13 protein-coding genes are annotated in these 14,349 nt (G+C 50.7%); 7 read left to right on the top strand and 6 right to left on the bottom strand.

From position 1 onward, the window contains the following. The first annotated feature begins 69 nt into the window (after window positions 1–69). The 4 genes from Q0Y65_RS03220 (at window position 70) to Q0Y65_RS03205 (ending at window position 6,730) form a co-directional block, all read left to right on the top strand. Window positions 70–1,176 carry an SLC13 family permease gene (locus Q0Y65_RS03220; RefSeq protein WP_297956894.1) on the top strand — a complete coding sequence of 369 codons (1,107 nt, stop codon included), beginning with the start codon at window positions 70–72 and terminating at the stop codon, window positions 1,174–1,176. 330 nt (window positions 1,177–1,506) lie between these two features. Continuing rightward, complete coding sequence (locus Q0Y65_RS03215; protein ID WP_297956891.1) at window positions 1,507–3,549, top strand: M13 family metallopeptidase; 2,043 nt, start codon at window positions 1,507–1,509, stop codon at window positions 3,547–3,549. A gap of 3 nt (window positions 3,550–3,552) precedes the next feature. Further along, on the top strand, window positions 3,553–6,006 hold the full coding sequence (locus Q0Y65_RS03210) for an ABC transporter permease (protein ID WP_297956889.1): 2,454 nt from the start codon (window positions 3,553–3,555) through the stop codon (window positions 6,004–6,006). A 13-nt stretch (window positions 6,007–6,019) separates the two neighbouring features. Then, window positions 6,020–6,730 (top strand): ABC transporter ATP-binding protein, encoded by a 711-nt coding sequence (locus Q0Y65_RS03205; protein ID WP_297956887.1) that lies wholly within the window; start codon window positions 6,020–6,022, stop codon window positions 6,728–6,730. A gap of 135 nt (window positions 6,731–6,865) precedes the next feature. Here Q0Y65_RS03205 and nadE read toward each other — a convergent pair whose 3' ends face one another. The 4 genes from nadE to Q0Y65_RS03185 form a co-directional block, all read right to left on the bottom strand. Continuing rightward, window positions 6,866–7,615, bottom strand: a complete 750-nt coding sequence (gene nadE, locus Q0Y65_RS03200) for an NAD(+) synthase (RefSeq protein WP_297956884.1) — start codon at window positions 7,613–7,615, stop codon at window positions 6,866–6,868. 39 nt (window positions 7,616–7,654) lie between these two features. Further along, on the bottom strand, window positions 7,655–8,260 hold the full coding sequence (gene thrH, locus Q0Y65_RS03195) for a bifunctional phosphoserine phosphatase/homoserine phosphotransferase ThrH (RefSeq protein WP_297956881.1): 606 nt from the start codon (window positions 8,258–8,260) through the stop codon (window positions 7,655–7,657). A gap of 103 nt (window positions 8,261–8,363) precedes the next feature. Continuing rightward, window positions 8,364–9,842: a penicillin-binding transpeptidase domain-containing protein gene (locus Q0Y65_RS03190; protein WP_297956878.1), complete on the bottom strand. Its 1,479-nt coding sequence runs from the start codon at window positions 9,840–9,842 to the stop codon at window positions 8,364–8,366. A 158-nt stretch (window positions 9,843–10,000) separates the two neighbouring features. Further along, entirely contained in the window at window positions 10,001–11,446 is a 1,446-nt protein-coding gene (locus Q0Y65_RS03185; RefSeq protein WP_297956875.1) for a penicillin-binding transpeptidase domain-containing protein, read from the bottom strand. A gap of 216 nt (window positions 11,447–11,662) precedes the next feature. Between Q0Y65_RS03185 and Q0Y65_RS03180 the strand changes: the two genes are divergently transcribed. Further along, a complete protein-coding gene (locus Q0Y65_RS03180) occupies window positions 11,663–12,136 on the top strand; it encodes a small multi-drug export protein (RefSeq protein ID WP_297956872.1) in 474 nt (157 codons plus the stop codon). 49 nt (window positions 12,137–12,185) lie between these two features. Here the strand turns inward: Q0Y65_RS03180 and Q0Y65_RS03175 are convergent, their stop codons facing one another. Beyond that, complete coding sequence (locus tag Q0Y65_RS03175) at window positions 12,186–13,013, bottom strand: YhfC family glutamic-type intramembrane protease (RefSeq protein WP_297956870.1); 828 nt, start codon at window positions 13,011–13,013, stop codon at window positions 12,186–12,188. Between the two features lie 13 nt (window positions 13,014–13,026). Further along, window positions 13,027–13,674: a CatA-like O-acetyltransferase, family 3 gene (locus tag Q0Y65_RS03170; protein WP_297956868.1), complete on the bottom strand. Its 648-nt coding sequence runs from the start codon at window positions 13,672–13,674 to the stop codon at window positions 13,027–13,029. A 170-nt stretch (window positions 13,675–13,844) separates the two neighbouring features. On the opposite strand from Q0Y65_RS03170, the gene Q0Y65_RS03165 reads away from it, so the two are divergent. Both Q0Y65_RS03165 and Q0Y65_RS03160 read left to right on the top strand, forming a co-directional pair. After that, entirely contained in the window at window positions 13,845–14,102 is a 258-nt protein-coding gene (locus tag Q0Y65_RS03165; RefSeq protein WP_297956866.1) for a spore coat associated protein CotJA, read from the top strand. Further along, window positions 14,099–14,347 carry a spore coat protein CotJB gene (locus tag Q0Y65_RS03160; protein WP_297956864.1) on the top strand — a complete coding sequence of 83 codons (249 nt, stop codon included), beginning with the start codon at window positions 14,099–14,101 and terminating at the stop codon, window positions 14,345–14,347. The genes Q0Y65_RS03165 and Q0Y65_RS03160 overlap by 4 nt, the downstream gene beginning before the upstream one ends. The last annotated feature ends 2 nt before the right edge of the window (window positions 14,348–14,349 follow it).

The raw sequence follows: 14,349 nt of genomic DNA, 5'->3' as shown, positions 1-14,349 counted from the left end.
AATCTTTTTGCAGTATATGCGAAAGGAAGATAATATGAATAATACGAGACATATATCAGTGGTGACAGAATGAGCAGACTGTGGAAATTCATCAAGGCTCAGCCTGTGCTGGCGGCAGCATTCGTGCTGGCTGTCGTCACTGTTTTTATAGTGCCTCCCGACAGGGAGTACATAGGCTACTGCAACAGGACGGTGCTCATCGAGCTCTTCGCCCTTATGGCGGCAGTGGCCGGACTGCGCAGCGTGGGTATTTTCGATGCTGCCACAAGAATGATACTCCGCAGGACAGGTACGGTAAGACGTCTGGTAGCTGTGCTGGTGCTCATCTGCTTTTTCAGCGCCATGCTGGTCACCAACGATGTGGCCCTGATCACATTCGTGCCGCTGACCCTGCTCATTTTCCGCAGTATAGGCGACAGCCGCAGCCTTATCCTCACTGTGGTGCTGGAATCTGCCGCGGCCAATCTGGGAAGCATGATGACTCCTGTGGGAAATCCTCAGAATCTTTTCCTGTATGACAAGTACGGACTGTCTGCCCTGACATTCCTGAAAACCATGCTGCCCGTGGGGACTGTTGGACTGGCGGCGGTGATGCTGCTGACCCTGCTGCTGCCGCGAAATGCCTGCGAGGCACCAAAGGGCGGCGGCGAAAAGCTGCCCAGGCTGAAAACAGGAGTATACACGGGACTTTTCCTGCTGTGTATCGCCGCCGTATTCAGGCTGGTGCCCGACTGGGTATGCCTTATCGGTGCGCTGGCAGCTGTCGCGGTGTGCGATGTTAAGCTGTTTGCAAAGGTGGACTATGCTCTCCTTGCCACATTCGTGTGCTTCTTCGTGTTCGTGGGGAATATCGCACGCATAGACGCGGTCAGCGATTTCTTCTCAGGCATACTTGACGGGAGAGAGCTCATCGTATCGGCTCTGCTGTCTCAGGTCATAAGCAATGTGCCTGCGGCGGTGATGCTGGCGGAGTTTACGGACAAGGGCACTCAGCTGCTTCTGGGTGTGGACATAGGCGGATTCGGTACGCTTATCGCTTCACTGGCAAGCCTGATTTCCTTCCAGCTCTACCGTAAGGACGAGGGCGCTCAGACAGGCAGGTATTTCCTTGTGTTCACTGTCATAAACTTCGGTCTGCTGGGACTCCTGCTGGGAGTGCAGTATCTGATATCCTGAATATCCGCAAGGCGCAGCAGCCGCAGGGGAGCGTTCTTCTCTGCGGCTTTTTTGCTGTTCTTAATGATATTTAAGATGAAGCTGAAGAAATCTTAAGGTTACACGAAGCTGAAATACAGGTTGTTATTGTAGAATTATACCGTAATACGGTGAAATGGAAAAATTTAAAAATATATTTGTCAGGGTATTGACAAAGTTGTGATTAATGTGTATAATGTATATATACATCTGAGGTGAGACTATATCAGCCGAAAGGATATATGCCTGCCGAAGATGATGTATAAATCTATCGCTCTGTTGTTCAGAGAGTAAAATTATTGGAGGATTACCATGCAGAAACACAGGAAGCTCCTCGCTCTGGTGATGGCTGCCATGCTTACGGCAGGCGCTGCGGGCTGTTCGATGAATTCCAAGGACAAATCGGACACCGACAGCAAGGCGACCGCCGGTGAGAACGGGGAAAAGGACGGCTCTGCCGACGGGGAGAAGGCAGAGGACAAGAGCGACATCAGGCCGCAGGACGATTTCTACGGCTATGTCAACAGACAGGCTCTTCTCAATACGGAGATACCCTACGGTGAATACTCTGCCTCACACTTTGAAAGCGAGAATGATCCCGTAGAGGATATCGTGTTGGAAATAGGCGGGGATAATACAAAATTTGCCCCGGGAAGCAATGAACAGCTTATCCATGACGTCTACAGGCAGGTGCTTGAATATAAGGACGACGGAACAGCAGAAAAGGAAATAATGGGGAACTGCAACAGGATACTTGCAGCGGGAAGCATAAATGAGCTCTTTGATATCTGGGGCGAGCTGGTGCGCAGCGGTGCAGCTTCATCGGTTTTCTCGTTCAATGTTACGAACGACTACTCCGACGGTACAAAGTATGCACTCTATATCATGCCCGCGGAGAGCTTCCTGGGAGCTTCGCTAAAGGATATTTCCGATAACATACAGAACTGCTCCTCCGCTAACGACATTGCAAGGGATATGCACAGAGTTATGGGGGATGATTACGACACTGCCGATGAAAAGGGCAGACAGATGGTATATCTTGCCTATGACATAGCCAATCATACAGACCAGGAGATCAATAAGAAGATGTCCATGGATACCTCGAAGTTCGTGGAAGAGCGCAAGTTCACCTGCGATGAGCTGAATGAGATAATGAGCAACTATGACGGGGATCTGGTCGGGAACTTCTTCGGTGATACTGACGGCAGCACGGCTTCCATAATAGTCCTTGACACCGATCAGCTCAGGAAAATAAACGAGCTGATGACAGAGGATAATCTGGAAAAGTGGAAGACCTTTGTGTTCACAAGCTATCTTTCGGATAACGGCGGATATATCCGCGAGAGCAATGATATCCTCGCGGAATATAACCCCGAGAGCAAGGAGGCCGAGGATAAACAGGCAGCCGGAGTGGTCTCGATGCTGCTCAGCGACCGTATTGCCGAGGTATATTCCCAGAGATACTACACTCCAGAGCTGGATAAGAGCATACATCATATGTTCGATGAGATCATCGGCAGCTACGAGGAACTCATAGACAATGCCGACTGGCTCACTGACGGTACAAGAAAGTCGCTGAGGAAGAAGCTGGACAATATCCTTCTCGTCACTACAGGCGAATTCCATAAGGTGGATCCCAGGGACGCAGAGCTGGTTGGCAGGGACGCCTTTGAGACCATAAAGAACCTCAGAAAAGACAGCGTAAGAAAGCAGATAGATATGCTGAATTCCGCTGTGGACAGAGAAAAGCCCATGATGCTCTCCACAGAGGTGAACGCTCAGTATCTGCCCTGTAATTCCATTAATATAACCGTTGCCATATTGCAGCCGCCTTTCTTCGATCCCCAAAGAAGCGACGCCGAGAACCTGGGCGCTCTGGGTACCATCGTGGGACATGAGATAGGCCATGCTTTTGACTCAAACTGCATAAAGTACAATGAGAACGGCGTCATTGATCCGGACTGGATAAGCGAGGCCGACAAGAAGGTACTGGAGGAGCGTGCCAACGCACTTTCGGATTACTATAGCAATTACACTATCATGGAGGTGTTCCACGTTGACGGTGAGCTCACAAACGGTGAGAATTACGCCGACCTCAGCGCTCTGGAATGCGTTACCAATATAATCGACGACAAGACCGAGCTGGAAAAGCTCTTCAGGAGCTATGCGGAGTTATGGGGTGAGCTGTCTGTGGATTCTGCCGCAGTAGAGCAGCTGAAGCTTGATGAACACAGCCCCGGAAAGGTACGAGTGAACGCCGTGCTTGCCTCAAACAAGAAGTTCAATGAGGTATATGATCTGAAGGAGGGCGACGGTATGTATGTTGCTCCCGAGGAAAGGGTAAGCAGGTGGTAAGCTATGAGACTGATATTCAAACATACACTTAAAGATATTCTTGCGCATAAGCTCAGAACGCTGCTTCTTCTGCTGTGTATAATAGTGTGCAGCTTCTCGGCTATGCTCTGTTTCGATACGGGTGGCTCTCTCAATATCATGCTGAGAGGTCTGTTCTCAAGCGTTTCGGGTTCGAGCGAGCTCATGATCGAGACAAAGAGTCCCATTGACGACAGCTTCGCCGAGGGAGCTCCCGAATGTACGGTGCTGAAAATGGGCTTTCTCAGCTGCAGCTTTGACAGACATCTGGATTCGGACTACGCATTTGTGAACCGCGGCAGTCTGGTGATCTATGCTCTGGACAAGGACTCGGCAGTTAAAATGAACGTTATCCGCAAGGACCTGGAGATCGGCGATAAGAAAACTGCCGTTGCCGAGTCCTTTGCCGAGGAATTCGGATATAAGGTGGGAGACAAGATAGTTTTCCACGGCGACAGGGATATACCCGTTGAGTTCACCATCTCAAGCCTTGAAAAGGAGCAGGGTCTCTTTGCTTCTCAGGGTCAGATCGCCATTATCAGCATCGAGGATCTCAATGATCTCTCACTGGGCGGCAATGCCGAGATCAAAACGGCCATGGTGGACGTTAAGGACGATTCTCAGGTCAAGGACGCCGAGAAGTTCTTCAAGGAAAAGTATCCCACTGCGGAGATAACCAACTACCTTGAGGAGAAGGATATCCAGGCGGCTATAGATTCCGTCAGCAGGCTTTTCCTGATACTCTTTGCAATATGTATGCTCCTTGTTATCTTCGTTACCGTGTCTGTTTCCGAGCGTATGATCTCGGACAAGATGTCGGTGGTGGGAACCTTCCGCAGTCTGGGCGTATCGTCTAAAATGACCACCTTTGCACTGGTCATCGAAAACGCCATACTGGGTCTCATAGGAAGCGTTCTGGGAATACTCCTTTATCTGCTCATCAAGGAGCCGCTGTTCAATTCGCTCATTATCGTTCCCGACGCTATCCGTCCCGAGGTGCCTAAGCCGGGGATCCATGTATTCATCGGAGTTATCCTGGGCGCCATGATAATAGAGTGTCTCTGTCCCGTAAAGGAGAGCATAAAGGCGCTGAGAGTGCCCATAAGAGATATCATCTTCAACACCAAGGAGACAGAGTACAAGCCAAGCAGGGCAGCTACCGTCATCGGACTTATACTTCTGGCAGCTGCGGTTGTGACATTCTTCTTCAGGGACAGCTTCTACCTGACAATGCTGTCGTTCATATGTATTATCGCAGGCGCGGCTCTCCTTTTCAACTTCGTTACACGCGGTATCGCAAAGCTGCTGGCTAAGTTCTTTGCAAAGAGGAATATGCCCATAGCTCACCTTGCGGCCGTTGAGGCAGGCGCAAAGAAGAGTACCGTGGGAAGTTCCGTTCTCTGCATGACAGCGGCAGCTCTGGCGATAGTAATATACATATTCTCTACATCTCTGGCAGGTATGTACTCTCATGCCGCATTCAAGTGCGATGTCATAAATTCTATGAGCGGCACAAAATCCACCATGCTGTCATATGTTGATCAGCTTGACGGAGTAGACGACACGGAGCTGTTCTATCTTACCGCCGATAATCTGGAATTCAACGGCAAGAAAAACGATGCCTACGTTTACGGCTGGCAGGAGGGCGGCAGCGATATTATTGACGTCTTTGAAGGCGGAGATAACAATATCGCGGCGGACGAGGTCTGCATGAACCGTCTCCTCATGAGAAAGTACGGTATGAAGGTGGGCGACAAGGTAAAGATCAAATTCCTGTCAGAGGGCTATCTCCCCATAGAGAAAGAATTTACTATAAAATCAAAAATAGATATCGACTACGGTACCGCTTCCAGCAGCTCTTTAGCAATATCTCAGGATGTATACAAGGAGATATACGGCGATTATCCCATGTACCTGTTCGTAAAGGGCGATGACGCAAATGGCATCAAGAAGACTATCCAGGATCACTCCGCAGGACTTGTTGATATGAGCATGACCAGAAGCGAGTACGAGATACAGTCCGCTGTACAGAGGGCTGCTATCACCATGATAATCAATCTTCTTATACTCATAGGCGTCGGACTTACCTTCATCGGTGTTGTAAGCAACCAGCTCATCGGTCTCGAGGGAAGAAAGCGTGAATGTGCGGTAATGACATCTGTTGCCATGCCCCGCAAGAAGCTCTCAAAGGTGTTCCTCCTCGAAAATATGCTCTCCGCAGCCAATGCGCTGATTTTTGCAGTCCCTGTGGGAATGCTCATGTCGGTATTATTCATGCGAATGATGGATATAACCGAAAACGTTATGCCCTTCCACATACCTGTTGTAAAGTGTATCATCTATGCGGTATTCCTCTGGGGCATATTCGCTCTGGTATCACTTTTCCCCATAAGGGCGCTGAAGAAGATGGACGTTGTTTCACAGCTGAAATACGAATAAAGGAGAAAGTACAATGGCTAATGTAATAGAGGTTAATAATGTATATAAGGCCTTCGGTAAGGGCGAGGGCATGACAAAGGTACTGTCGGGCGCGTCCCTCAGCGTTGAAAAGGGCGAGTTCGTGTCCCTTATGGGCGCTTCGGGAAGCGGTAAATCCACTCTGCTGTACCTCATAGGCGGTCTGGACAGATACTTCAACGGCACCATCAATGTGTGCGGTCAGGATATCGGCAAGATGAAGGAGAAGGATCTCTCCGCTCTCAGACTGGACAAGATAGGCTTTATCTTCCAGTTCTACAATCTGGTGCAGAATCTCAACGTGGAGGACAATATCCTCCTGCCTTCAAGCGTGAAGGGAAAGAGCAAGGCTGAAATGAAGGAGCAGCTGGACGAGATACTCCGCATAACAGGACTTACGGAAAAGCGGAAGTCCAAGCCCTCGGAGCTGTCGGGCGGTCAGCAGCAGAGAGTTGCCATCGCAAGGGCTGTCATCGGCAATCCCGAGATAATCCTTGCGGACGAGCCTACAGGTAACCTTGACTCAAATGCAGGCGCTGAGATAATGAAGCTGTTTTCCGAGATCAACAAGCAGAAGGGCATCACTATCCTTCAGGTAACTCACTCGCATAAGTGCGCTGCATACGGCGACAGGATCATCGAGCTGGTAAACGGCAGAACAGATATACAGGAAGAGAAAACAGAAGAAAATACAGAACAGAAGTAAGTTTTTAATATTGCCTTTTTCAAAACTACCTCACAGATAGATGAGCAGCAGCGTTTCCGTGACAGACGGGGACGCTGCTGCTCTTTATACATGAAAAAGCCCGTAAGCGGCGGTATGGCTGCTTACGGGCGCTTTTTACCTGTTGAGCTCATACTTTGGCATGAGCTGGAGCTTGTGGAGGTTAGCTCTGTGGAGACGGTCTATCTTTTCCTTTATCTCGGGTACCGAGCTGAGGTCGTCCTCACCGCGGATATATCTGTCCAGCATAGCGTAGGTGAAGCCTAAGTTCTCCTCGTCGGTCTTTCCGCAGAGTCCGTCGATAGGCACCTTGTGTACCAGTTCGTCGGGAAGTCCCAGCACCTCGCCTACCTGTAATACCTCAGTCACTGTAAGGTCTGACAGGGGAGAGAAGTCGCCTGCTGCGTCACCGAATTTTGTGGAGTAGCCCACCCAGTCCTCCGAGAGGTTGCAGGTGTTGACAACTCTGCCGTTATTGCAGGCCGCAACTGCATAGAGCGTTGTCATGCGGATACGGGCAGGTGTATTCACTCTTGCCTGTTCCGAGGGCTCCATGTGCTTGCCAAGCTCATTCATGAAGGTGCTGACAGTGTCGCCGATATTTATGGTGTAGCTCTTTATGCCCAGAGTATCTACCAGCAGATGGCTGAATGAGATGTCTGCCTGCTCTCCCTGGGGCATGAGAACGCCAATAACTCTGTCCCTGCCCAGTGCCTTTACGCATACCGCTGCGGCTACGGAGCTGTCCTTTCCGCCTGATATGCCGATAACTGCATTGGTGGTGGGTGATGCTGTCCTCTCGAAAAGGTCGCGTACCCATTCAACTACTTCATTTGCTACTTTTTCCGCGTTGAAGCTATAGCTCATAACATTACCTCCATTTCATAAGACTGCCCGTGTCTGTGTTCAGTCAGCCATTGCCTTCTTTATAGCTTCAAGAAGCTTGTCGTATGTCTCGAATGCGGGAAGCTCGGGGTGATCCTTCTTGATCTGCTCGGTGCTCCTGAACAGGAAGCCTGCCTTGCTTGCCTCGATCATTCCCAGATCGTTGTAGCTGTCGCCGCTGGCTATGGTGTCGTAGCCTATGGACTGGAGCGCCTTTACAGTGGTGAGCTTGGACTTCTCACAGCGCATCCTGAAGCCTGTGATCTCGCCGTTGTCTGCTACCTCAAGGGAGTTGCAGAATATGGTGGGCCAGCCGAGCTTCTTCATAAGCGGTGCGGCAAACTGTGTGAATGTATCGCTGATGATGATGACCTGTCCCAGCTCGCGGAGAGAGTCAAGGAACTCCTTTGCGCCTTCCATGGGCTCTATCTTTGCGATAGTTTCCTGTATCTCTTTAAGGCCGAGACCGTGCTCTTTCAGGACTCCGAGACGCCAGGTCATGAGCTTATCGTAGTCGGGCTCGTCACGGGTGGTCTTTTTCAGCTCGGGTATGCCGCTTGCTTCCGCAAATGCGATCCATATCTCGGGAACGAGAACTCCTTCAAGGTCGAGACAAGTTATATACATAATGAATTCCTCCGTTTGATTAAGATTACTATTATATTATACTACATCCCGTGCGGTTTGTAAAGCATAAAATAAGAGCGGCAGATAACTGCCGCCCGTTTTCTCAGTATGATAGCACCGTATCTATGATGCCCTGATACAGTCCGCCAGTCTGGCTGGCAAAATCAAAGCCGAAGTCATTGGGGTTCTGGAGCTGCATTACGATTATATATGAACCGTTGCTGCCATAGTTGTTGTAATCGGTGTATACAGGCTTCTGTGCGGTGTTGTCGCTGACGTTCTTCAGACAGCCTGTGATGTACAGGAAGTCTCCCGCGCCTGTCTCGGCTGTGCCCGTCTTGGCGTAGAACTCGTAGTTCGGCGGAACGTACAGTCCCAGATTGTTTGCCACGCCCGTCATACCGTCAAGAAGTCCCTGGCGGCAGTTTTCGGGTATGCTTCCCAGCACCTCGTATGGAGCGCTTCCCGGGAGCACCTGCGTATACGGATCGGTGGTGTCAACTACCTGCTGTATCACGAATGGCTTGACCATATCACCGAATATGGCTTCTCTGCCGAGAGCTGCCAGATATATGGGACAGGTGCGTACATAGGCCTGTCCGAAGGCGCTCCTGCGGAGATCGTCCGAGCAGTATATCTCTATATTGTTCTCGATGGGGCCGAAGTCGCACTGTATGGTATCGCAGAAGTGGAATATATTGTTCAGGTCGGAAAGTACAGTATCCGTGCCCAGCTGGTCGAACACCTTTGCGAAGTAGATGTTGCTGGAGTTGACAAAGGCGGAGTAAAGCGTCCTCTCGGGGACGGGATACCAGCCTGTTTCGTGATCCCAGTTGACTATGGTGGCGCCGTCGTCCACCCATGTTCCTTCGTCGCAGAGAGTGGTTATGCCGTTCTTGTCGGCGATGACCTCTGACATGATCTTGAAGCATGAGCCCGGTGAGGCGTTCTGGAATGCCTTATTGGCTATGGTACCGCTGCTGAGTCCCTCCACATATGTGGGGTCTGAGTAGAAGAGCTCGGGGTCGTAGGTGGGGTAGGAGACCTCGGCAAGTATGGAGCCGTCTGTCCTGAGCACCACTATGGAGCCCGCCATGCCCATGTTGGCCATATACGAGCAGAGCGCTGTCTGCACATTTGCGTCGATTGTCAGCCTTATGGACTGGCCGACGTTATTCGCCTCCGTAACGGGAGTGGGATTTTTGGTGCGGAGCAGATCGCTGAAAACGTCGTCGAAGCCTGCGGAGGCCTCGCTTATTATGTTTCCGAACGAATAGTTGTAGCCCTGACCGTAGGTGCGCTGTTCCTCGCCGCCCTCGGCGTAGGTACTGTATGTTATCAGGTTATTGTATGTGTCATAGATGTTTCCCCTGTAAACGGGTTCTGTCGTAGTCGTCATCGTTGTCGTTTCTTCTGCTGTGGTACCGGGAGTCTGCGTATCCGAATTGACGGCTCCGGAATTACCCGAGCCTGAGTCCTTGTGGAATTCTATCTGTCCGACTTCCGATGAACAGGACGGAAACGACACTATCGCAGCTGCCGAAACAAGCAGCGAGATAAGTCTTTTTCCCCTCGAAATCATTATGATTACCGTCCCTTGCTGTATATATGTAAAGCCCTTCATCCCGTTGATAAACGGCTATACTATAATTATACATTTTTTTCCTGTATTCGTCAATACGTTTTAAAAAATAATAGAAAAAAATCCCTTCCGACTTTCCGGAAGGGATATAAATACTTTTATCTGCCCACTACAATGTTCATTATGCCTCTGTAGAGACCTGCGGACTGTGCCGCGAACTCAAAGCCGTGATCCGTGGGGTTCATTACCTGCATAACCACCACATAGGAGCCGTTTTCGCCGTAGCTGTCGTAGTTGTCGTATACTGCTGAGCCGTCGTCGCTGTTGTTCTTTGCGCAGCCTGTGATGTAGAGACAGTCGCCCTTCCAGCCCTCGGCGGTGCCTGTCTTGGCGTAGAAGCTGTAGCCTGCGGGGAGCTGTACTCCCAGTCCGGAGCCGACACCTGTCATGCCGTCCAGCAGGTTCTGCCTGTAATCGGGAGGAATGGCTGCTATGACATCGTGAGCCGCCGAGCCCTCGCCTATTTTCTGTGTTCCGTCGGGGGAGACGATCTCCTTCATGACGAAGGGAGTCACCATTTCTCCGAATATAGCCTCACGGCCAAGGGCTGCAAGGAATATGGGGCAGGTGAGCACATAGGACTGTCCGAAGGCGCTCCTGCGCAGGTCGTCCAGGCAGTATATCTCGATATTGTTGCTGAGAGAGCCGAAATCGCACTGTATATCGTCGTCTGCACCGAAGTGGAAGATAGAGCTGAGGTCTGCCAGTACATCATCTGCGCCTACCTCCTCAAAGGCCTTGGCAAAGAAGATGTTGCTGGAATTGACGAATGCGGAGCTGAGAGTACGGTCGGGGACGGGATAGCCGCCTTTGTTGGTCTCGTGATCCCAGTTTACAATGGGTACTCCGCCTACCTCCCATGTGCCGTCGTCGTAAAGGGAGTATATACCGTGCTTGTCGGCAATGACCTCGGACATTATCTTGAAGCAGGAGCCCGGCTCGTAGTTGCTGAAGGCCTTGTTGCCCACATCGCCCCACGCAAGATCCTCGTCGTACTTCTGGTCTGCTACGGCGTTGGGGTCGTAGGAGGGATAGTTCACCTGTGCCATTATGGAGCCGTCCGTGCGGAGACATACCACGGAGCCCACGATGTTGTTCTGCTCCATATAGCTGTATATCTCGTTCTGGACGTCGCCGTCAAGGGTGAGCTTTATGGACTGGCCTGCACCATCGGCTGTGGGAGTGGTGAGTATCTTGTCAAAGGCTGTATCATAGCCGTCCGACATGGGAGTGATTATATTTGCAAAGGATACGGCGTAGGGCTCTGCGGAGACTCTCCGCTTTCCGTCCTCGCCTGTTGAGAGGAGCAGCCTGCCCTTTGCGTCATAGAAGCTGCCCTTTTCGGCAGCTGCCGCTGTCACGGGCTGAGTTGCGGCCTCTGTGGTGGCTTCCTCGGTTGCCGCGGAGGTCTCGGGCGAGACGGCTGCTGTGGTGCTTTCGGCGGTGCTCAGGTCGGCCTGTCCTACGGACGACGAGGAGCAGGACACACATGATGCAGCCATTGCTATGGTAGCGGCAAGTGACGCGAGATTTCTTGTCTTCATATCATCATTCCTTGTTTTTATGTAAATTAAACTGATATTTGCAGGGACAGCCATTGGCTGTCCGCAAGCACTCTGCAAATTTTGATTTACAAATATTATAGCGTAAAATACGGGTTTCGTCAACTGTCTGAAGAAAAATAGAAAAAGGGCTTGACTATTTCCCGATTATATGAGATAATAAACTGTATGTGATTTTTAATGAAAGCGAGTTTTTTTATGTTAAAGTATATTCTTACATTCCTTATATCCATGGTGCCCATCGTAGAGCTCAGAGGCGGTATCCCTTTCGGCGTGGGAATGGGCGTGAAGTGGTATTACGCTGTTCCGATCTGTATGATCGGCAATATGCTGCCTGTTCCCTTCATATATTTCTTTGCAAGAAGGATACTGGAATGGGGCAAGGATAAGAAGTATATAGGCAAGTTCTTCACATGGTGCCTCGAAAAGGGACAGCACGGCGGTGAAAAGCTTCAGGCAAAGGCAGGCAAGGGTATGTTTCTGGCGCTCCTGCTCTTTGTCGGTATTCCTCTCCCCGGTACAGGCGCGTGGACAGGCACTCTTGCCGCAAGTCTCCTTGATCTTGACTTCAAAAAGAGTATCATTGCGGTATCTCTCGGCGTAGTGCTTGCAGCTATCATAATCACTGCGGCAACTCTCCTCGGCTTCAGCGCATTCAGTGCGGTAAAATAAGAAATGTTAAAGCCCGTAAACGGTCATATCGGCTGTTTACGGGCTGTTTTTATATTCGCTCTATTGGATAGACAATGTCGTTTATGACCTGTCGGCCGTCGGTCTTCTTATATACAAGCGCTATTATGAAGACGCAGAAGATGATCCCCGCTATATCCGAGGCCAGAACTCCGCCGAGGAACTGCGCTATACCTGCTGTCTCGTTGAGCCCGACGTGGAGAACTATCGCCAGTACAAGCCAGCGCTTCTGCATATCTCCCTTTATGACCTTACGGAAGATCAGCAGGGAGAGTGCAATGTGTACCCCGAAGGCAGCGGCGCTGTGTACGGAATCAAGAAGGCTCATGAAAAAGCCGTTGTCTGCAAAGCCGCGGAGACGCTCCGTTATCTCGGAGGCCTTTTCAGCGGACTTTCCCGAAATAAAGGCCTCTATGCCCTCGTTCCGCAGCTTTTGTCCGTAGCCTGCCACCTGAAACTTCTGTATGCCCCGTATCCAGCACTCAAGACCGCCGTGGCCTATACCGTAGCATATGGCGGCATTGGGCTTTTTTATGTCGGTTATGGGGTATTTCATGGCCAGCCAGCGGGCAGTCTCCTCGAAAAAACCCACAAGCTCCACCGCTGCGGCTGCCTTACGTTCATATGGTGCCGAGGCCAGAAGGAGCATAACGCTCATATCGCACAGCCCTGTGGAAAGAAAATAAACTATAGCTCCTGTTATAACGGGATAGAGCCTTGCGGCGCCGTATCTGCGCATTATAAGAAAAGCCGCCGCGGGAAGCAGAAAATAAACTATACCCGATACATAGTAGCCGCCTATGGTAAGCGGTGAGAAAAGTATCTCCTCTGCCTCAGAAACGATGTCGCTGCTGTCCATTTTGCACCGCCTTTCAGCCGCAGAATTCTCTTATCTCCTTTTCAAGGAGCCTGAACACGTTTGCTATGAGGAATCCGTCTGCTACAGCGTGGTTCAGCCTTACAGTCACAGGCATGAGCAGCCGTCCGTTCTCCTCGCGGTATCTGCCCCAGTTCACTATGGGCAGGAAGTAGAGATAGCCGTCGGGAAGCTCCACATTCAGCGAATCATAGGAAAGCCACGAAATATAGGAAGCGTCGAACCAGTTTGGGTGTGCTGCGGAGTCAAGTCCGTATTCCCGCGTCTGCTCTGCACGCTCTATATCGGCGAGAGCTCCGCTGCAGAATGTGTGGTAGTCCTCGTTGTAGACGGTGTATACGGGAGTGCAGGTCTCGGTGTCCTCGTGGAATATATACTGTGTGGGATTAATGGTATCGTAGCATATGAGCTCGTCTGTCTGCCGGAGATAGGCCATTTTATAGTCGTCACGGGAGTTTAGCACCTTTGAAAGTATATAAAGGAAATCAATGTAGAATTTTGTTCCCCGCTCCTTTGAACAGGCGGCAAGCTCCGTTACGTCTATCCTTGCGGTCATGGAGACGGAGCACTTGCAGTCCTTGGTGAAGTGGCGGTAAACGCCCTTTCTGTAGTATTGTTCCTTGTCTATTACTCTGTAATTCATATATGTACCTCTGTGTGAATGTGTTTTTTTCAATTATACATCAATGACCGGCGGCTGTCAACCGAGGAAAGTGTGGGTTCTGTGTCAATTTCGCACAATGTTGCATATTATAAATCGTGCGGAGAGCTCTTTCGCACAAGGTTCTCCGCACAGGAAAGGAGGACTCGTTTATGAAACTCGATCTTTTCGACGACGTGGAGGATATGATCTTCCATGAGCGTGAGGCTGCTATGAGTATGCCTGATATGGACATGAAAAACGGGAACGGCGACAGTATGCCGCGTTTCCCGAAAAATACTCCCCTTGCTATGGCATATGTGCCCTTCCAGCAGTGGGGCGAGACCTACGGCGACGACGAGGCGCTCAGCAGGGGGACTCTCTTCCCTCAGCTTGATCTGCCCTTTGCGAAAGGAGGCGGCGGAAAGTGAATGAACGCAATATGCTCCTTGGCAAAATAAAGAAGTACGACTTCACCCTGAAGGAGCTTAATCTGTATCTCGATACCCACCCGAACTGCCGTCGGGCTCTGGCTATGTTCCGCAAGTACAAGGAGCTCCGCAGTGATGCTGCCGAAGAATATACAAGGCGGTTCGGACCGATCACTCCCGAGCAGGTCAGTGATTCACGCAGATGGACTTGGGTCGATGATCCGTGGCCCTGGGAAAGGAGATAAAC

The organism is uncultured Ruminococcus sp., assembly GCF_947301925.1.
GTDB lineage: Bacteria > Bacillota > Clostridia > Oscillospirales > Ruminococcaceae > Ruminococcus.
Note: the sequence above shows the minus strand (reverse complement) of the source record. Positions and strands in the feature narration are given on the sequence as shown.

Bases quoted from the DNA above. Each gene is read 5' to 3' on its own strand.
- Q0Y65_RS03220 (WP_297956894.1), top strand. From the start codon at position 70: ATGAGCAGACTGTGGAAATTCATCAAGGCTCAGCCTGTGCTGGCGGCA.
- Q0Y65_RS03215 (WP_297956891.1), top strand. From the start codon at position 1,507: ATGCAGAAACACAGGAAGCTCCTCGCTCTGGTGATGGCTGCCATGCTT.
- Q0Y65_RS03210 (WP_297956889.1), top strand. From the start codon at position 3,553: ATGAGACTGATATTCAAACATACACTTAAAGATATTCTTGCGCATAAG.
- Q0Y65_RS03205 (WP_297956887.1), top strand. From the start codon at position 6,020: ATGGCTAATGTAATAGAGGTTAATAATGTATATAAGGCCTTCGGTAAG.
- nadE (WP_297956884.1), bottom strand. From the start codon at position 7,615: ATGAGCTATAGCTTCAACGCGGAAAAAGTAGCAAATGAAGTAGTTGAA.
- thrH (WP_297956881.1), bottom strand. From the start codon at position 8,260: ATGTATATAACTTGTCTCGACCTTGAAGGAGTTCTCGTTCCCGAGATA.
- Q0Y65_RS03190 (WP_297956878.1), bottom strand. From the start codon at position 9,842: ATGATTTCGAGGGGAAAAAGACTTATCTCGCTGCTTGTTTCGGCAGCT.
- Q0Y65_RS03185 (WP_297956875.1), bottom strand. From the start codon at position 11,446: ATGAAGACAAGAAATCTCGCGTCACTTGCCGCTACCATAGCAATGGCT.
- Q0Y65_RS03180 (WP_297956872.1), top strand. From the start codon at position 11,663: ATGTTAAAGTATATTCTTACATTCCTTATATCCATGGTGCCCATCGTA.
- Q0Y65_RS03175 (WP_297956870.1), bottom strand. From the start codon at position 13,013: ATGGACAGCAGCGACATCGTTTCTGAGGCAGAGGAGATACTTTTCTCA.
- Q0Y65_RS03170 (WP_297956868.1), bottom strand. From the start codon at position 13,674: ATGAATTACAGAGTAATAGACAAGGAACAATACTACAGAAAGGGCGTT.
- Q0Y65_RS03165 (WP_297956866.1), top strand. From the start codon at position 13,845: ATGAAACTCGATCTTTTCGACGACGTGGAGGATATGATCTTCCATGAG.